The sequence below is a fragment of the Aequorivita sp. IT1183 genome, assembly GCF_058068265.1.
In genome coordinates, this window is sequence record NZ_JBYRHS010000003.1 from 46,479 (window position 1) to 65,049 (window position 18,571).

21 protein-coding genes are annotated in these 18,571 nt (G+C 35.5%); 9 read left to right on the plus strand and 12 right to left on the minus strand.

Annotated features, from left to right (window positions below; genetic code table 11):
* Positions 1–23: 23 nt before the first annotated feature.
* From AC3RVF_RS05830 to AC3RVF_RS05840, 3 genes are all read right to left on the minus strand, one after another.
* Positions 24–1,289, minus strand: coding sequence for an MFS transporter (locus tag AC3RVF_RS05830; RefSeq protein WP_489692973.1), 1,266 nt, complete (start codon positions 1,287–1,289; stop codon positions 24–26).
* 74 nt (positions 1,290–1,363) lie between these two features.
* Positions 1,364–1,978 carry a YqaA family protein gene (locus AC3RVF_RS05835; RefSeq protein WP_489689877.1) on the minus strand — a complete coding sequence of 205 codons (615 nt, stop codon included), beginning with the start codon at positions 1,976–1,978 and terminating at the stop codon, positions 1,364–1,366.
* Between the two features lie 691 nt (positions 1,979–2,669).
* Entirely contained in the window at positions 2,670–2,975 is a 306-nt protein-coding gene (locus tag AC3RVF_RS05840) for a DUF1456 family protein (protein WP_489689876.1), read from the minus strand.
* Positions 2,976–3,209: 234 nt separating this feature from the next.
* Between AC3RVF_RS05840 and AC3RVF_RS05845 the strand changes: the two genes are divergently transcribed.
* Positions 3,210–3,515 carry a hypothetical protein gene (locus AC3RVF_RS05845; RefSeq protein ID WP_489689875.1) on the plus strand — a complete coding sequence of 102 codons (306 nt, stop codon included), beginning with the start codon at positions 3,210–3,212 and terminating at the stop codon, positions 3,513–3,515.
* A gap of 20 nt (positions 3,516–3,535) precedes the next feature.
* On the opposite strand, the gene AC3RVF_RS05850 is transcribed toward AC3RVF_RS05845, so the two are convergent.
* The 6 genes from AC3RVF_RS05850 to AC3RVF_RS05875 form a co-directional block, all read right to left on the minus strand.
* A complete protein-coding gene (locus AC3RVF_RS05850; RefSeq protein WP_489689874.1) occupies positions 3,536–3,991 on the minus strand; it encodes a universal stress protein in 456 nt (151 codons plus the stop codon).
* Positions 3,992–4,013: 22 nt separating this feature from the next.
* Positions 4,014–4,319 carry a hypothetical protein gene (locus tag AC3RVF_RS05855; RefSeq protein ID WP_489689873.1) on the minus strand — a complete coding sequence of 102 codons (306 nt, stop codon included), beginning with the start codon at positions 4,317–4,319 and terminating at the stop codon, positions 4,014–4,016.
* Between the two features lie 16 nt (positions 4,320–4,335).
* Positions 4,336–6,075, minus strand: coding sequence for a thiamine pyrophosphate-dependent enzyme (locus tag AC3RVF_RS05860; protein ID WP_489689872.1), 1,740 nt, complete (start codon positions 6,073–6,075; stop codon positions 4,336–4,338).
* A gap of 137 nt (positions 6,076–6,212) precedes the next feature.
* Positions 6,213–6,413, minus strand: coding sequence for a helix-turn-helix transcriptional regulator (locus AC3RVF_RS05865; RefSeq protein ID WP_489689871.1), 201 nt, complete (start codon positions 6,411–6,413; stop codon positions 6,213–6,215).
* A complete protein-coding gene (locus AC3RVF_RS05870; protein ID WP_489689870.1) occupies positions 6,410–6,859 on the minus strand; it encodes a hypothetical protein in 450 nt (149 codons plus the stop codon). The genes AC3RVF_RS05865 and AC3RVF_RS05870 overlap by 4 nt, the downstream gene beginning before the upstream one ends.
* A 161-nt stretch (positions 6,860–7,020) precedes the next feature.
* Positions 7,021–7,671, minus strand: coding sequence for a hypothetical protein (locus tag AC3RVF_RS05875; protein WP_489689869.1), 651 nt, complete (start codon positions 7,669–7,671; stop codon positions 7,021–7,023).
* Between the two features lie 420 nt (positions 7,672–8,091).
* Between AC3RVF_RS05875 and AC3RVF_RS05880 the strand changes: the two genes are divergently transcribed.
* The 4 genes from AC3RVF_RS05880 to AC3RVF_RS05895 all read left to right on the plus strand — a co-directional run bounded on the left by AC3RVF_RS05880 (position 8,092) and on the right by AC3RVF_RS05895 (position 12,923).
* A complete protein-coding gene (locus AC3RVF_RS05880; RefSeq protein ID WP_489689868.1) occupies positions 8,092–8,958 on the plus strand; it encodes a sigma-70 family RNA polymerase sigma factor in 867 nt (288 codons plus the stop codon).
* A 96-nt stretch (positions 8,959–9,054) separates the two neighbouring features.
* Complete coding sequence (locus AC3RVF_RS05885) at positions 9,055–10,875, plus strand: sodium:proton antiporter (protein WP_489689867.1); 1,821 nt, start codon at positions 9,055–9,057, stop codon at positions 10,873–10,875.
* A 9-nt stretch (positions 10,876–10,884) separates the two neighbouring features.
* Positions 10,885–11,811 carry a mechanosensitive ion channel family protein gene (locus AC3RVF_RS05890; protein ID WP_489692974.1) on the plus strand — a complete coding sequence of 309 codons (927 nt, stop codon included), beginning with the start codon at positions 10,885–10,887 and terminating at the stop codon, positions 11,809–11,811.
* Positions 11,812–12,080: 269 nt separating this feature from the next.
* Positions 12,081–12,923, plus strand: a complete 843-nt coding sequence (locus AC3RVF_RS05895; protein ID WP_489689865.1) for an OmpA/MotB family protein — start codon at positions 12,081–12,083, stop codon at positions 12,921–12,923.
* 71 nt (positions 12,924–12,994) lie between these two features.
* Here the strand turns inward: AC3RVF_RS05895 and AC3RVF_RS05900 are convergent, their stop codons facing one another.
* Positions 12,995–13,714: an SDR family oxidoreductase gene (locus AC3RVF_RS05900; protein ID WP_489692975.1), complete on the minus strand. Its 720-nt coding sequence runs from the start codon at positions 13,712–13,714 to the stop codon at positions 12,995–12,997.
* Between the two features lie 70 nt (positions 13,715–13,784).
* Between AC3RVF_RS05900 and AC3RVF_RS05905 the strand changes: the two genes are divergently transcribed.
* Complete coding sequence (locus AC3RVF_RS05905; protein WP_489692976.1) at positions 13,785–14,399, plus strand: M15 family metallopeptidase; 615 nt, start codon at positions 13,785–13,787, stop codon at positions 14,397–14,399.
* Between the two features lie 12 nt (positions 14,400–14,411).
* Here the strand turns inward: AC3RVF_RS05905 and AC3RVF_RS05910 are convergent, their stop codons facing one another.
* Complete coding sequence (locus AC3RVF_RS05910; RefSeq protein ID WP_489689862.1) at positions 14,412–15,338, minus strand: mechanosensitive ion channel family protein; 927 nt, start codon at positions 15,336–15,338, stop codon at positions 14,412–14,414.
* A gap of 85 nt (positions 15,339–15,423) precedes the next feature.
* On the opposite strand from AC3RVF_RS05910, the gene AC3RVF_RS05915 reads away from it, so the two are divergent.
* Genes AC3RVF_RS05915 through AC3RVF_RS05925 form a run of 3 tightly spaced genes read left to right on the plus strand, consistent with a single transcriptional unit; the run spans position 15,424 to position 18,107 of the window.
* Positions 15,424–15,729, plus strand: a complete 306-nt coding sequence (locus tag AC3RVF_RS05915) for a DUF3817 domain-containing protein (protein ID WP_489689861.1) — start codon at positions 15,424–15,426, stop codon at positions 15,727–15,729.
* Positions 15,729–16,997 carry a mechanosensitive ion channel family protein gene (locus tag AC3RVF_RS05920; protein WP_489689860.1) on the plus strand — a complete coding sequence of 423 codons (1,269 nt, stop codon included), beginning with the start codon at positions 15,729–15,731 and terminating at the stop codon, positions 16,995–16,997. The genes AC3RVF_RS05915 and AC3RVF_RS05920 overlap by 1 nt, the downstream gene beginning before the upstream one ends.
* A 48-nt stretch (positions 16,998–17,045) precedes the next feature.
* Positions 17,046–18,107 (plus strand): endonuclease/exonuclease/phosphatase family protein, encoded by a 1,062-nt coding sequence (locus AC3RVF_RS05925; RefSeq protein ID WP_489692977.1) that lies wholly within the window; start codon positions 17,046–17,048, stop codon positions 18,105–18,107.
* Between the two features lie 56 nt (positions 18,108–18,163).
* Here AC3RVF_RS05925 and AC3RVF_RS05930 read toward each other — a convergent pair whose 3' ends face one another.
* A complete protein-coding gene (locus AC3RVF_RS05930; protein ID WP_489689858.1) occupies positions 18,164–18,553 on the minus strand; it encodes an acyl-CoA thioesterase in 390 nt (129 codons plus the stop codon).
* Between the last annotated feature and the right edge of the window lie 18 nt (positions 18,554–18,571).

The window sequence follows — 18,571 nt, forward strand, 5'->3', positions numbered from 1 at the left end:
TCGAATTGCAGAATTTCAATATATTACTCTCGTTCGTGTTCTTCTATATCTTTTCGTAAATCTAACTTTCGCAATTTTGGAAAGAAGGCTCCTGTACCAATAACGGTAAGTATCGTCATTCCACCTCCAAAAACTACTGCGGTTACCGTACCCATTAACTTTGCTGTAAGTCCGCTTTCAAAAGCACCCAACTCATTTGATGATCCTACAAACATAGAATTAACCGAAGCTACACGGCCTCGCATAGCATCTGGCGTACGCAATTGAAGGATAGTCTGTCGTATTACCATAGAAATACCATCTGTTGCTCCACTTAGGAAAAGCGCTACTACCGACACCCAAAACCAAGTAGAAACACCAAAAATAATAATGCAAATTCCGAATCCGAAAATTGCAGTAAGAAGTTTCATTCCAGCATTTTTGTTAAGTGGGAAGTGTGCAGATGTAAACATTATTAATAACGCTCCCACGGCTGGCGCAGCGCGTAATATACCAAAACCTTCTGGCCCAACTTTAAGAATATCCTGTGCGTAAATAGGAAGCAACGCTACTGCTCCACCAAATAACACAGCAAACATATCTAAAGTAAGTGCTCCTAAAATTACTCTCGTATTCATTACGAATTTAATACCCTGTTTTAAACTTTTAAAAATAGGCTCGCCAATATTCGGGTTTAAAATTGGCTTCTTCGGTATCTGTAGTAACAATAGTAAAGCCATCAATGAAAAAGCAAAAACGAAACACATTGACCAGTGAACACCAATCCAATGAATAAAAAACCCACCGAATGCGGGACCAACCACAGCGCCCATTTGCCAAACAGAACTGCTCCAAGTTGCAGCATTAGGATATACCTTTTTAGGAACTAATAATGAGAAGAGTGAAAATATAGTAGGCCCGAGAAATGCCCGAACAATACCACCGAGGAAAACTAAAAAGTAAACTGTGTATAGTATCGTATCTGTAGGAAGATCGGCTATTATGTATGGCCAAGTTATAAGAAAAAGACCTAAACTAACGACGGAAAACCCAAGAATACACTTAATTAAAAGTCCGCGTTTTTCTTTTTGATCTACAATGTGACCAGCAAAAAGTGCCATAGACACCGCAGGAATTACTTCCATTAAACCTATAATTCCTAAAGAAAGTGGATTTTTAGTAATACTGTATACTTCCCATTCAATTACAACAAATTGCATGCTCCAGGCAAAAACCATTGCAAAACGAACAAAAAGAAAAATATTGAACTCTCGAAATCGTAAAGCAGCGTAAGGATCTATTTTCTTCATTTAATTTAAAGGAGGAAGTTAATTGAAAATAGAGAGCATTTTTCCGAAGAAAATACTTCTACGCCACGAAAGTACTATAGCAAACTGAATATAGCAATTGCATAAAGATAAAATCGTACAAAACGTAGCAAGCCAAACAAAAGGTAGTTTTTAAACTTGTAGTGAATCATACCTGCCGCCATACTTGTCATAGAAAAAGGTATAGGCAATAAAGCACCCACAACGATTAAAAAGCCACCCCATTTACGAATATGCCTTAAGTGTTTTTTCATCTTTCCTTCCATATAAGCAAATACGCGTGGAATAGTGAAAATCCATTTTCCTATAAAGAATGAAATTATACCACCAATGTACGAGAGCGTTGCTAAGAGTGTTAGATAAAGTATAGGTTGTGGCATTTTATCGCTCCAGGCAATAAAAATTTCTGGTGGTACAAGCCCCAAGAATGATTCGGAAGCAAGAAAAACAAGTAATATATTAATTGGCGCGTAAGTAACAGTAATGTACGTAAAGAGATTACTGAAATCTACTACGTATAAATCCAATACAACCAATAAAGCAATAACCACAAAAATTGGTATAATTGCTTTTTTAAGACTTTGACCTACAAATGAATAAAAACCAGTGTATTTATAATATAAGTGGGTACGCTTAAGTCTATTTGTTTCAGATTTTCTTACAGTGTTCATTTCTAACTTGGGATAATACTATTCTAATCTATAATACTTCGGCAAAATGCCGTGTATATTGTATTGTAATGTGCAAATATAGCCCTAAAGCCCCTACTCTGCAAGCAATTGGCAATTGATTGAGGGTTAATAGAATGTTAAACATTTCCGCCCTTTTCGTTCATTTAAAGAAATAGCTAAAAGTTAATATTTCGTTAAATTAGTACTTTGCATTGCATAGTACTGTAACAACATAGCATTTTCTTCGTCTATTAGTTATAACCCAATAAATTAAAAACAATGAGAACTTTAAACAACAATCAGTTAACAGCAAAAATGAAAACTTCAAAAGCTTATTCTTGGAATTTGAAAAGAAGATTTCACTAAAAATTAAACTACAAACAATTAAAATTAAAAACCATGAGAACTTTAGACAGCAATGTAAAACAACACAGACCCACCAATTCCAATGCATACAAATGGAATTTGAAAAGACGTTTTAATTAACTTAGTTGAAGAAAATCAAAAGATGAAAACTTTACGACACATTCAAAGAAGAATTAAATGCGGATCGCAGGAACAGCATACCTTACAGTACTTAAGCACACATCATCGACTGTTTGAGGATCCCACAATCAGAAAAATATGCAAAAATATTTATTGAGAATTATAAAATTAAAAATTGAGTGAAGCTAGATTGAAGAAATTTAATTTAGCTTTTTTCTTTGCCCCTATTCGGCCTTGGTCTTGGCACAATTGGTTTTTTATTTTCTGGTTTTGCAACTTTCCGCTCTGGCATGGGCCCTCTTAAGTGAATTACCAACCCGTTCAAAAAATTTCGTAAAAACTGATCGCCGCACTCCATATACTTTTCATGACTCTCATGTCTGAAAATTGCGCCCAATTCACTCTTAGTTACAGCAAAATCTACTAACGAACATATCTTCACAATATCCTCATCGCGGAATTTGTGAGCCACGCGTAGTTTTTTCATTATATCGTTGTTTGAAAGTGCCATAAATAATTTTTAGTTTGAATTGTTCTGTTTGCGAAGGTATAAATTTAAGCGGTAAACCTTAAATACCTGTTATATTTTTATTTAATGTGTGTTAAATAGAAATTCCCTTTTTCGCTTTTCGAATATCTTTAAAAGAAAACTTGTGAGTTGCTTGCTAAACATTTAAGGTTTCTAATTATTCTTTAAACTTTTATATGAGCAACCATTTTTTCTAATTCTTAAAAATAAATTCAAATGAAAAATTCAGAAAAAAAAGATTCAACATCAAAGAATACTGATCAAAAACTACCCTATAATCCGAATGTAACGAAACATGATAAAGAGATTCTTGCGCAGAATAACATTCACGGCGACGGAGGAGATGACCAACAACTTCGCGACAGAGAAGAAAAAGTAGATATTGCGGGAAAAGACCTCGACGTCCCCGGCCGAAATCAAGCTAAAAAGTCTAATGGCAACGGTCTGAATGATGAAGAAAACAAACTCTTTAGCTTAGGCGGCGAGGATAATGAAAATTTAGAGCAGGACGAACCTCTCTAGTAAATTATTTGTTTTAGAAATTAATTCCCGGTTGGCACCATGTAAACCGGGATTTTTGTGTCTTCCAAAACACTAGAGGCAACCGTCCCTAAAAATAATTTTTCCAAAGCACCGTGGCTGTGAGTGCCCATTACAATTACATCTGCATTCCATTCTTCAGCATATTCTAAGATGCATTTCGCGGTATCACCCTCGGCTAAATGGGTTGTAACATTTTTTCCGCCTAAATGAGTAGCCGTTTTTTCAAGATAATCTTTCGCCACTTTCACAAATTCCTCCTGAATTCTGAAATCTACCGGAAATGCGTATCCTTCGTAGCCCATAAATGGTTCGTACTGCATTCCGTAATAACGTACTTCTGCCAGCACATGAAATAAACAAATTTCAGCATTCATCAATTTTGCAAGTTGATTTCCCATGTTTACTACCTTTTCGGAGTCTGGGTTATAATCGAGCGTTATCAGTATTTTTTTCATAGTTGTCGGTTTATATTCTGAATTAAATATAGCTTTCTTTTCGAAGTTTTCCTTCATAAACCGAGGGATAAATTACTTCGTAACATTTAATTTCGGTTTCTCCTTGTTTAAAGATAAAATTTATATGCCCCAGTACTGGGAAGTTGCGAAGGATAGCATGTTTTTTTTGAAATAAATCATAAATACCAATTCCGAAAATTAGCATTCCAAAAATGGAGAAACCATAAACTGGCCAAATTGTGGTGCAAGTAATTGTTGCTATTATTGCCACACCTACTGCTTCCATCCATCTGGCGGTGGAAGCTATAATTATTTTTAATTCTTCCATTTTATATTAACTTGGTTTAGTTGAAAAAAGACTTTATTTCAGCCATCAGATTATTCTTTTGGTCTTTATCGCCTTTAACCGCTAAAAGAATTTCCTTCATTTTAGATTTTCCGAAGCCCCAAGCTTGATCTAATGTTATATGCGGTGGCAAAGAAAGTTCACCCGGGGTTGTAACTGCATCTATTATAAATGGTTTTGGCGAAGCAATTGCCATTTCTATTGCCTTTTCAATATCTGCGGCTTTTTCAACTCTAATTCCATCCCCTCCACAAAGTTTGGCGTATTCTGCAAAATTTGGGTTTTGTAAAGTGAGCGCTTCATTTGACATTGCATAACCAGCTTCTTCCATTTCAATTTTCACGAAGCCAAGCTGACTATTATTATATACCAAAATCTTTACGGGCCAGTCATAACGAACTGCTGTAATAAAATCATTCATGCACATTCCAAAGGCGCCGTCGCCCACAATTGCCCAAACTTGACGACCGGGATTGACAGATTGAATACCCATTGCTGCCGGAAAACCAACAGCCATAGAACCGTGATTAAAAGAACCGAGTAATCTTCTTTTACTGTGAAGCGTTAAATGATGTGCCACCCAAATAGCACTTTCGCCAACGTCTACCGTAAAACACGCATCGGCAGAAGCTTTTTCATTTAATACATTCATAAAAAGCTGCGGATGCAATGGTTCTTGGTCATTTTTTAAACTACTACTTTCCTTTTTTTGTTTTTTCCATTTATTGAAGTTTTCAACCAAATTGTCCAAGAATTCAGAATCTTTCTTCGGAAGAATTTTAGAATCTAGTTTCTGAAGTGTTGCCAAACAATCGCCCTGCACACCAATATCTACTTTTACGCGATTCCCAATATTTTCGACGCGGTTGTCTATTTGAATAATTTTTGAATTGTCTGGCAAAAAGTTGCTGTAAGGAAAATCTGTTCCTAACATTACAAGTAAATCTGCCTTCATTACAGCGTGATAGCCTGAAGGGTTTCCAATAAGCCCTGTGAGACCAACCACATTTTTATCGTCGTTATGGATTATGTCTGAAGAGCGTAGCGTATGTACAATTGGAGCTTTAATTTTTTCGGAAAGTGCGAGTACTTCCTCCCTACTTTCAACGCATCCGGAACCAGCAAGTATGGTAATTTTCTTTGCTTCGTTAATAGCATTTGCAACAAGGTTTATATCTTCATCTGAAGGTACTAAAACCGCATTTCCATGAAAAACTGGATGCAAATAATGATCTCCACTTGCTTTCTCTACTGCAATGTCAACAGGAATTTCTACGCGAACTACGGCTCGTTGCTCCAAAGCAATCTGAATGGCTTTTAAAACAACGCGTGGCGCTTCTTCGGCAGAACGAATTACGGCTTGATATGCACAAACATCGTCGAATACTTTAGTAAGCCCAACTTCTTGAAAATAATTGGTGCCCATATTTACGCGTGCTACTTGCCCACTTAGCGCAAGTACGGGAACGCGTTCTTTTTTTGCGTTGTAAAGACCATTAATTAAATGAAGTGTTCCTGGTCCAACGGTTCCAGCACAGACTGCTAAATTGCCAGTCATTTGCGCTTCGGCGCAGGCGGCAAAAGCGCCGTTTTCTTCGTGCCTTACTGCTTTCCACTTTAAATCTTCATCTCCACGAAGCGCGTCGGTAAAAGTGTTAAGTGCATCGCCGGTTACCCCCCAAATTTGAGTAACACCAACATTTTTAAGAATTTCAAGAATTTGTTCAGAAACATTCATAAGTTACATTTTCTTATAAAGTTACAGACCTTGAAAATAAAATGGACGTTTAGGAAATACTATTTCATTTTATTAAGTGAATTTTAACGGAGACAACAACTACATCCTGAAAATCAAAAAGATAAACTGAATTGATGCTAATCTTTTTCTTCCAAATTAAAAAAGTCATTTACTGGTTTATTGAAAACAATGGAAAGCTTTAGTGCCAAAAGCGTGGAAGGCACATATCTATTAGTTTCAATAGAATTAATTGTTTGTCTGGAAACCCCGATTTTTTGTGCCAAATCTTCCTGAGTAAGGTTGAGAATGGCCCTCTCTACTTTTAGCGTATTTTTCATGCGTTTCTCCTTTTTAAGGACCAAAATGCTGTTAAGTAAACAATTAAAAGAAACCACAGTATTTGAAAATCACCTAAATCTTGAAAAATTGCTTTCTCAGGTCTAAATAAAAGGAATACAATATAATTTATTAAAGGTTGAACCAGCACATAAATAACCCCAAGTATAAAAGCCAATGTAAATGATTTACTTCTTAGGTTTTCAATACGTTCATCTTCAATTTTTTCTTTTGAAATTACAACAATCAATAAACCGAGTAGCGACATTTTTTTCAAAATCGATTTAACTACTAACATGTCACCTTCTATAAATTTTGTCAAAATAAGAAGTGTAAAGGAAATTATAAGAACCCCCCATCCTATTTTTTTCCAAACGTTTGGTAATTTAAAATTAATCAACCAGTGTAGCCTTCGCTCTTCTGAAGCACATATTTTATTCTTTAACATAATCTAAGTTTTTAAATTAATAAATACAAGTAAACTTAACAATAAGACAAATATACTATTTATTTTGTAAAACTAGCTTTACATTTCAATATATTGCAAATACGTACTAATCCTTGAGATTTTGTCTAGGATTTTGTGTACTTAAATAAATTGTTTGAAACTTACTGCTTCACCAATATGGCTGTGGCTTTATTGCCAGTAAGAAGATTCCACTCGTAAGACGCTAGCAGATTACCTATTTCGTCGTAGATATTTAATTGTGCTGTATTTGGCCCGGAAGTACCTTGATTTAATGCTTCAAAATCTATTTTATTGAAACCATCTTGCAGCGGAACGTCAAAGCCTTTAAAAGTTCCTTCTAGTCTCGCTTGCGGAATTACAATTTGGTTATTCACATAAACTCGAATCATATCGCCATCCACAAATTGATGATCGCGATACATAAATGTTGCTGTTTTAGCTTTCGTTTTAAAATCGCCTAAATATTGGTCCTTTCCGTACTCTGCTTTAATTTCCTTGTCATCGGTGAAATATTTCGGCGTCTTATTAGTAGTGTATTCCATTAAACCGTCGCCGTTTTGCATATCGATCTGTTTCTCCTTTTCCTTTCCTAAATCTGAATTGTTTGGTGTATTTGGGTTTTTAGTATTTGAAAGTGAGGGTGTTTTTATTGCAGGAATTTCAAAACCGGTTGAGCTGCTCACATTTGCGTCTGGAGCATCAAAACGCACGGAACTACTTGGCAATTCTATTTGAGAAAAGGTGGTCCAAGTAATCAAAACAAAAGTCAGTAGAAAAAAATATTTCAACATAATTTAAATAGTTTCCAAGTAGCTAACAACAACTGCACCAAAAATAGTATTCAGATTATTATAAAATTACTATAATATCATAAATTATTTATTCTTATTTTTTCGTTTATTCTTCCAAATAAAATACAACAAGATTGCACATAACGGAAGTACGATATAAATAATTACATCTGCCGGGTTCGTTATGTCTATTGGTGATTCACTGGGTTTAGGTACTTCAGTGGGCTTTTGTGCAAAGATTGTCGTATTAATTAAGAGAAAAATGGCTAAAAGCATGTTTTTGTTGAATTTCATATAATTTTTTTTTTGAATGTAAGAAAAAATAATGGACTAACAAATTTTAACAAGTTGTGTTAAGTATTTGGAAATTACCCTAAAATGTCATACTATGCCGTGTTATTATTAAAAACAAGAGAATATATGAGACAACTTAAGATCACGAAGCAAGTAACCAACCGCGAAACCAAATCTTTAAACAGTTATTTACAGGATGTTAGTAAAATTGATTTAATAACTGCGGAGGAAGAAGTTGAGTTGGCTCAGCGCATTCGTGAAGGAGATCAGGCTGCTTTGAATAAGCTAAGTAGAGCGAATTTAAGGTTTGTGATTTCCGTGGCGAAACAATATCAAAATCAGGGATTGAGTCTACCCGATCTTATTAATGAAGGAAATGTGGGTTTGGTAAAAGCAGCCAAGCGATTTGATGAAACTAGAGGTTTCAAGTTTATTTCTTATGCAGTATGGTGGATACGTCAAGCAATTTTACAGGCTATAGCAGAACAATCGAGAGTGGTTCGCTTGCCGTTGAATAAAATTGGCGATATCAATAAAATAAAAAAGGCTTCCATTCATCTTGAACAAAAATTTCAACGTGTACCAACGGCAGCCGAAATTGCTAAAGAACTTGATTTTAGTGAATCTAAAGTGAAAAGTTCACTTAAAAATTCAACTAGAAGTTTGTCCATGGACGCACCTTTTCAAGAGGGCGAAAATGACAACAATTTATATGATGTTCTAAGTTCAGGTGAAAGCCCGAATCCAGATAAAAACTTGTTGCACGAATCACTTCGTATTGAAATTAATCGTGCGTTAGATACTTTAGCGCCACGTGAAGCTGATGTAGTAAAATTGAATTTCGGACTTTGCGGACAACCGCCAATGACGCTTCAAGAGATTGGAGATACTTTCGATTTGAGCCGTGAACGCGTGCGTCAGATTCGTGAAAAAGCAATTAGAAGACTAAGACAAACTTCAAAAAGCCACATTCTTAAAAAGTATTTAGGATAAAATGTTAAAAATATTGGCGCTGTCAATATTTTATGAAATTCTTAGGAACGAGAATTATTTCTGCGGTTATCTTTATCAGACTAACCATTCATTAAAATGAATACAGAAATAATTCTCGTTTTTTCTATTCTGTTTGTTACCATTATCCTTTTCGCATTTGAAGTCTTTTCTGTAGACAAAATTGCGATGCTTCTCGTGGCCTCACTCGCACTTACGGGTTTAGTAGAACCTGAAGAAGCTATTTCAGGATTCTCCAATACGGCTACCATTACAGTGCTTTCATTGATGATTATAGCACTAGCGCTTGAAGACAATGGCGTAATTGCTTCACTAGCGCGCTTTCTAAAAAATCTACACATATTACCATTATTTCTGTTGCTACCCGTACTTATGCTTATAACGGGCGGTATTTCGGCCTTTATAAACACTACGGCGGTTGTAATAGTTTTTATCAAAATTATTTCAGAATTATCCAAGCGCTTTAACCTGTCGCAAGGTAAATTACTATTACCTATATCTTTTGCAGGTATTATGGGCGGTAGCTGCACTTTAATGGGTACCTCAACAAACCTAATTGTAAATTCAGTAGCACGAGACTTGGGTGCGGAACGCTTCAGTTTTTTTGAATTTTCTATGTTTGGAGCAGTTTTTTTAGTGGTTGGGATTATTGTAATAACAATAGCTTCAAGATGGCTTCCGAAGGATTCTAAAGAAAATTTACACGACGCTTACGATTTAGAAAGCTTCGTAACTACAGTTATAATTAATAAAGACTCTAAATTAATTGACAAAAACATAGAAGATACATTTCTATATAACAACCCCGATATTTCTATTTTAAAACTCACTAGAAATAAGCAAATTACCAATGCGCCTGGTAAATACATTACACTTAAAGAGAATGACAAACTAGTATTAATGTGCGATTTAGAAAATCTCTCTAAACTAAATGATGACCAAGGTCTCAGCATTCATAAAAAGCAAGATATTTCAAGAAATAATGAGCTGGAAGTTAAAGAAGACGCTGAAGCTCCCAAAAAGTCAGAGGATTGGGGTTTTGTAGAAGTGCTCATCTTACCTGGTTCTACATTAATTGGTAAAACTTTAAAGCAATTAAGAAAACAAACTTTTAATAATGCCTTACCTATAGCAATTAAAAAAAGAAGGAATATAAGGAATACCGAGGAACGTTTGGTTAGAAAGGATATGGATAAAATAAGCCTTAAACCCGGGGACAGATTGTTAGTAGAAATACCCACCAATGAAATAAACCAACTCTACGATTTAGAGAATGTCGCTATTTTACGGGAACATAAGTCACAATCCGTAAATACTAAAAAGAGAGCAATGTCTTTCGTTATATTATTATTGGTAATTGGTTTGGCAGCAAGCGGTGTACTTAGTATTCTAATTAGTGCAATAACGGGGGTTTCACTTTTACTATTAACCCGTTGTTTGGATCTTAACGATGTTTATCATCGTATAAATTGGCAGGTAATTTTTCTGCTTGCCGGTATGATTCCTTTGGGAATTGCTATGCATAATACCGGAGCAGATAAATGGATTTCAGACAACCTTTTAGAAATCTTAAGTGGACGATCAAATATTGTAGTAATCGGATTAATATTTCTTATTACAATGCTTTTAAGTAGCGTTGTTAGCAACAATGCCACAGCTATTATAATGACGCCAATAGCGATAGCAGTTGCCGTTGGATTAGACTTATCTATGAAGCCATTTATACTTGCCGTTTTATTTGGAGCGAATTTCAGTTTCTTCACTCCAATGGGCTATCAAACCAATACATTAATATACGGAATGGGCTTTTATAAGTTCAAACATTTTTTTATAATTGGAGGTGTGCTTTCTATAATCCTCTGGATTTTAGGTACTTTTATGCTTTCAACACTATTTTAAATCAAAACCATGGAAGAAGAAAAATTTTCAGTACACGACTCAGTTACAGGTTTATACGACAAGCTAGACGGCTGGTTAGATGCAATAATATTGAAGTTGCCAAACTTTGCGGTTGCAATACTTGTAATGATTGTTTTTTATTTAATTGCAAGAGGACTTAAAAAACTATCACATAAAGTACTATTCCAAAAGATAGGTGATGAGTCTATTAAACAGGTACTTTCAAAATTAATCTACGCAATTGTTTTATTAGTTGGTTTTTTTATAGCTCTTGGAGTTATGCAATTAGACAAAGTTCTTACTTCTGTTCTAGCTGGGGCCGGAGTAATGGGATTGGCAATTGGTTTCGCATTGCAAGGCACTTTAAGCAACACCGTTTCTGGCTTTATGCTTTCATTTCAGCCAAAAGTGCGCATTGGCGATTTTATTGACGCACAAGGAAAATCTGGTTACGTTGAAGAAATTGATTTAAGAAATGTAACTATACGCCAGCCAGATAATGATTATGTAATTATTCCGAATAAAATTTTTGTCGAAAACCCCTTCACTAATTATTCTTGGACCGAGCGTGGTAGAGTTTCGGTTAGTTGTGGCGTAGGTTATGAAGAGAATCTTCAAAAAGTGGAAGATTTGGTCATAAAAGTAATCTCTGAAAATTTTGAACAACGCAACAATGAAGGAGTCGAATTCTATTTCACTGAATTTGGAGACAGCTCCATCAACTTTATTACCAGATTCTGGATTACTAGTCAGAAACCTAAACCAAAATTTGAAGCGCAGCATTTAGCTATAAAACTTATTAAGAAAAACTTCGATGAAGCCGGTATTAACATCCCATTCCCTATCCGTACTTTAGATTTTGGAAAAAATAAATTGAGAATGGAGCCGCAAAAAAAGGCACCTGAAGCAAAAGGTTCCGCAGATAAAAATGAATAAACGATAAATCAACAAATCAACCTTAAAAAAATTTTATGAAAAAATTACTCAGAATATTATTGGCTGGCTGGGGTGCCAAGAAAATCGGCGGTGGCAAGTGTGGCTGTATCGGGGTTATTGTAGTCTTTATAATATTATATGTGCTGCTAGGCTATGTATTTTAGGCGGTTTTAAGTTTTCCTTTTAACAAAACAATAGCATCCATTAACTAATTATTTGGTGAAGTGTCCCGTTATATTTGCCACACAAACCTAAAAAAACTTAGAATTATGAAAAATGTTATTGCATTAACTTTATTAGCAGGAGCACTTATTACAACGTCCTGCGTTTCAAAAAAGAAGTATGTAGAATTGGAAGGTCAATACAACGACACCCGCTCTACATTAGTTAAAACCCAACTAGAAAAGGAAGAGATTGAAGCTAAGTACGCTAAAATTGAAGAACGCGTTTCAAGTTACAATTCGAAAATCCAGTCGCTGACAGATTCAAACAACAATCGTCTACAACAATTTGACGGAGTTGTGGTTTCTGAAAATGACAAATTAAAAATGAAGAAAGCATTAGCCAATGTAAATCCCCAAGAATTGGCACAAGCAAAAACTTTAAAGGATTCAATGAATCTTATCGTTTCGTACAACCTTAAGAAGAATCTTGACAACAGTTTAGTTGGCGAAGGCGAAGAAGACGACATCAAGATTGACATTGATGAAACTGTAGTAATGATTACAATTTCAGACAAACTTTTATTTAAGTCAGGAAGTGCTCGGGTAAATTCGAAAGCAAATCCACTTTTAGAGCGTTTGGCAAATGTAATTAATAGCGAACCAGCTTTAGAAGTTATGGTTGAAGGTCATACAGACAGTCAAACTGTAAAGCCAGGTGCTTACATTAAAGACAACTGGGAATTGAGTGTAGATCGATCTACAGCCGTTATTCGTATTTTGCAAGACCAATATGGTGTAGCTCCTGAAAAGCTAATTGCAGCAGGAAGAAGCAGTTTTCACCCACTTACAGAAAATGAAACCAAAGACGGTCGCGCTACTAACAGAAGAACGCGAATCGTTATACTACCAAACCTAGATAAGTTTTTAGCTTTACTTTCTGCTAACTAATAACAGCGAGTAATCTATACAAAAAAGGCGATTCAGAAATGAATCGCCTTTTTTAATTTATAGAGTGAATTTTACTTCGGCATTGAAGGTCGCACTTCAATTTTACTCGGCAGCGTTCGTGGATTCATTTTTAATAAATCAACCACTAGCTCGCCCATATCTTCAATTTGTATTTTCCAGGCATCTGAGTCGTCAGGTTCGTTACCCGCAAAATGTGTAGAAACCGAACCAGGCATAATGGTACTAACCTTTACTCCTTTGTCGCGTAAATCTAACATTGCTGCTTGCGTGAAACCTGTAAGACCAAATTTACTAGCATTGTAAGCACTTCCGCCTTTAAAAAAGTTGGTGCCTGCCAAACTAGAAATAGTTATAAAATATCCTTTATTTTTCTTCAATTGGTCAACACTCGCTTTTAAACTGTAAAAAGGTCCGGAAAGGTTTGTATCAATTGTTTCCTTCCACTGCTCAATAGTTATGTCTTCAACAGAACCAAAATGACCAAGTCCGGCATTTGCAATAACTATATCTAAACCGCCAAATTGCTCGATAGCTTCTTTCACAGCTTTTTGTTGGCTTTCATAATTACGCACATCGGCTTCAATACCTATAGCCTGTGCCCTATCGTTTCCATTTTCATTTAGCATTTTCGCAGCCTGTTGCGCGGTTTCCTTAATTCTTCCTGTAATGGCTACATTAATGCCTTCTTTCAGCATTGCTTCAGCTATTCCGTAACCTATTCCTTTTGTACCGCCTGTAATCAGTGCGGATTTTTTTCCTAAATCGTTCATATTTATTCGTTTTTCCCAAAGTTACAAATAGCTATTTCGAATGTTATTAAATTCTACTTAAATTTGACGTATGAAGTTGCCATCCATTCTACTTTTTACGTTTTTATTTTTTAGTTTTTCTGCGGAAGAGAATTCTCAGGAATCGTTAGTAGATATCGAGACGCTTTCAACCGAATTTAGCTACGAAATTCGTTACGCTACTCCTAACAATTTTATTGGCGAAACACTTTATGATTGTGCAAAATGCTTGCTCCGGCCCGAAGTTGCTGAGGCACTGCTAGAAGCCAATCAATACTTTTGTGAAAGAGGTTACCGTATTAAAATTTACGATTGCTACCGCCCGTTAGATGTTCAAAAAAAGATGTGGGCAAAAGTGCCACGACCAACTTATGTGGGCAATCCGTACGGCAATGGCTCTATCCACAACAAAGGTGCAGCGGTCGATATTACTTTGGAAACTTTAGAGGGCTGTTACGTTGAAATGGGTAGTGATTATGATTACTTCGGGAGAGAAGCGCATATTGATAATTATAATTTTTCAAAAGAAATTCTCGCTCACCGTAAGCTGCTTTTTGAAGGCATGCGTAAGTTTGGCTTCAATACGATCCGTACGGAATGGTGGCATTTTAGTTATAAGAAAAACTGGAATTATACAACACTAAATGTTCCATTACCCTGCGATTAATACACTTTCGATCTATTGATTTTTATCGTCTTTTGGAAACTCTGGACTATTTCTGAATTTTATCGGGATTGCATCCTCAGTTCCGTAGATTTTAAGTTCTTTAATATCTGCAGGAAGATTAAAGCCTTTTTTAAAGAGTTCTTCCTTTACTTGCCGAATAACCAAGCCACGCAATACACGCGAAGCTCGTCTATAATCAACTGTATCTACCCAAAAGAAGACTTTTAGATTTACGGTACTCGCTGCCAATTCGTCTTCGATTACGAAATTTTCGTGGTTTTCATCGCGCACAATTTCTGTATTCAAATCAAGAATATCTTGTATTACTTTTTTAGCTGAAATAATATCATCCTCATATCCAATCCCCACCGTAAAATCTACTCTATAAAACCCGTCCGCTGTATAGTTTTCAACTGGCTTGGTAAGTACATCGCTATTAGGAATATAAATATCACGTCCGTCAAAAGTTTTTATGTGCGAATATCGAAAGTTCAATTCCTTAACCCTTCCGAAAATATTATCAATCTTAATAGTATCATTTATATTGAATGGTCTATTAAAAGCGAGTATAATTCCCGCTAAAAAATTCTTTCCTATATCTTGAAAAGCGAAACCTAAAATTATTGCACCACCACCAACGGCGGTTAAAAGTCCCGTTGCTATCCCGTCTAAACCTGCAACTTTCAGCGCTAGCATTATGGCAATAATTATCAAAATTATTTTCACCGCTTGCGCCAGAAATCTAGACATTAATGGATCTTCAGATTTTTGTTGAAAGCGTTTTTTGTAGAAAGATGTAAGCAACTGTGCTAGCAAAACCCCCAAAATTATTACTAATAGTGCCAATGCAACCCTTGGTAAAACTTTCAGAAATTCTTCATAATAGCTTTCAATGGAAATTTGGATTGTCTCAGTGGACGTTTGTAGTGGTGGCAGCATCTATTTTTTCTTTTAAAGATAGTAATTCTGAACAAAACAATTCTTCCATAAATTAGTCTTAAAGCTTAGGGAGTCAATTTTCAAGATGTATCTTTGGGAAAAATTTAAAATTGTGGAATTTTCAGTAAAAACCTTTAGGCTAATAAGTACACTAGAAGCTATTTCTTTTCTAGTACTTTTGGGAATAGCGATGCCATTAAAATATATTTGGAATATGCCGCAAATGGTTCAAATTGTAGGAATGGCGCACGGAGTGTTATTCGTACTTTATGTGGGCGGCGCACTTTATATGTGGAAAAAATTAAACTGGTCTATTAAAGATTTGTTCATCGTGGTAATGTGTTCAGTACTGCCATTCGGACCTTTTTATGTAGAACGTAAATATCTATAATGAATAAAGATGCCATTCAAAAATACAGTTGTGTTTTTCAAGACTATCTCGTTAATGAAGGGATGACGATTGAATGGGCCATTTTTTTAAATGTTCTTGTAAATTGTATTCTGGTTTCAGCCGCTGTTTTAGTAATAGATGCTGTTTTTAAAAGATTGATAATTGAAAGTTTTAAAGCATTCAGCGATAAAACAAAAACTTCTTTTGATGATTATCTGGCAAGAAGTAACTTTCCGCGTTTCATAGCACATCTGCTGCCTTTGGCAATAGTTTGGTTCCTTATACCAATTATATTTATTGAGTCGCCTTTTATGACCAATCTGCTTCAAATTGCGACGAAGGCTTATTTAATTATTCTCAGTGTATATATTTTCCGAAGTATTCTTCGCTCCTCACGCAAATTCCTTGAAGAAAGCGAAAAATATCGCGATAAGCCCATGGAAAGCTATGTGCAGGTAATGATGATTTTTGCCTGGGGAGTTGGCATTTTTTGGATTATTCAATTACTTACAGGTTTTTCACTCGTAAGTTTAACTACCCTTGGTGCTGCATCTGCGGTGATTTTGCTGATTTTTAAAGATACTATTCTCGGTTTTGTAGCGAGTATTCAAGTATCTGTAAACGATATTGTTCGTATTGGCGACTGGATAACTTTCAGCAAATTTGGAGCAGATGGATACGTTACAGAAATAAATCTTGCAACCGTACGCGTACAGAATTTCGATCATACTTTTACCACTATTCCTACTTACAGTTTAATTGCAGATTCCTTCCAAAACTGGCGCGGAATGCAAGAAAGCAGGGGCCGAAGAATAAAGCGTTCCATTTTTGTTAAGCAATCTTCCATTAAATTTCTTTCTACGGAAGATATTGAAAAGCTCAAAAAAATTCAGCTGATAAAACCATATTTGGAGCATCGTCAGCGAGATGTGGACAAATTTAATAGAACAAGTGAAGCCGATAAAGAATTGCTCATAAACGGAAGAAATCAAACCAACCTCGGTGTTTTTCGTCATTATGCGGACGCTTTTTTGAACGAAAATTCAGCAATAAATAAAGATCTTTTTTTAATGGTTCGCCATTTGGCACCAACAGACAAAGGTATTCCTATTGAAATATTTTGCTTCAGCCTCGATAAAAGGTGGGAAAATTACGAACATATTCAAGCTGATATTTTTGACCATTTGCTGGCCGCTATCCCCTATTTCGATTTAGAAATTTTTGAATTGCCAACGGGCAAGGATTTTTCTCCTTCCCTAAAGAATTAATGTTTTAAAAATTAAGTTTATATTTATAAGCAAATCGTGTTTCATTTAATGAAATTAAAAACCTTCCTCTATATATTTGGAATAATAGCCGTAACGCTTACTATTTTTCCATTTATAGCTGTAGATTATTGGTGGATACGTATTTTCGACTTTCCACATGTACAGCTAACCATTCTTACTTTTGTGGCACTTCTTACGTTTTTTATGCGTTTTGATGTAAAGCGTCTGAATGATTATCTTTTTGCGGGAATAGTTGGCGCCTGTTTTGTAATTCAATTGGCGAAAATATATCCCTACACTCCATTGGCTCCGGTTGAAGTTGGCAATAGTGAAAACGCGGTTGAAAGCAGAACTATTTCGTTATATGCCGCTAACGTATTGCAGAAAAACAAGAAGCCTGAAAAACTTTTGAAGGACTTTTTAAATAAAAATCCAGACTTGTTATTGTTGGTAGAAACAGACAAAGATTGGATGGAATTTATAACCGCACATTTACCTTCAGAATACGCTTATGAAGCTGAAATTCCCCTTAGCAACACTTACGGAATGCTTCTTTATTCAAAATTTGAATTGATAGACCCTGAAATAAAATATTTGGTGGATAAGGAAATTCCCTCCATCCATTCAAAAGTACGGCTTCCATCGGGCGACACCATTCAATTGTACACTATCCACCCCACGCCTCCAATGCCGCAGCACAATCCGCTGTCAACAGATCGCGATTCTGAAATGATGAAAATTGCCTTCCTTAGCAAACAATCAAAATATCCTGTAATAGTAATGGGCGACTTCAATGATGTTGCTTGGTCTAGTACCACCTCACTTTTCCAAAATGTGGGTGAACTTTTAGATATGCGAAAAGGACGTGGGTTTTATAATACATTCAATGCCAAAAGTTTTTTGATGCGATGGCCTTTGGATCATATTTTTGTCTCGGCAGAATTTCGGGTTATTTCATTGAAATTAGGTGAAGATATTAACTCAGACCATTTCCCAACTTTTTCGGAATTAAGTTTTGAACCTAAAATTGCTACAAAACAGGAGCCTAAAAAACCAAATGAAAACCAATTGAAACGTGCCCGCGAACAAGCGGAAAGAGTCTCTTTATAAAGTGTTTTTAAAAATAGACGGGTAAAAATTCTATTGTTTGAAATGTTAAAGCAAAATTATTTTGCCAATCGGTCTTTTACGAATTCCTTTTGAGTTTTACCGTGTTTGCGAGGTTTTCCATTTTCATCCAGGCCTACCATCGTAATTTTGTCAATACTTATTATTACCTCGCGGGTCATTTTATTGCGGACCTCGCAGCGGAGTTGTAATGAAGTATTCCCAAAGCCAATGGTATCAATACCAATTTCAATAATATCGCCCTTTTTCGCAGAGCTTCTAAAATTAATTTCACTCATATACTTTGTAACCGTTCGCGGATTTTCAAGTTGAATGATGGAATATAGTGCTGCTTCCTCATCAATCCATTCTAATAATCTACCTCCAAATAGCGTTTCATTTGGGTTTAAATCTTCTGGTTTTATCCATTTACGTGTGTGAAAATTCATAGTTTTTATTCTTTTAAG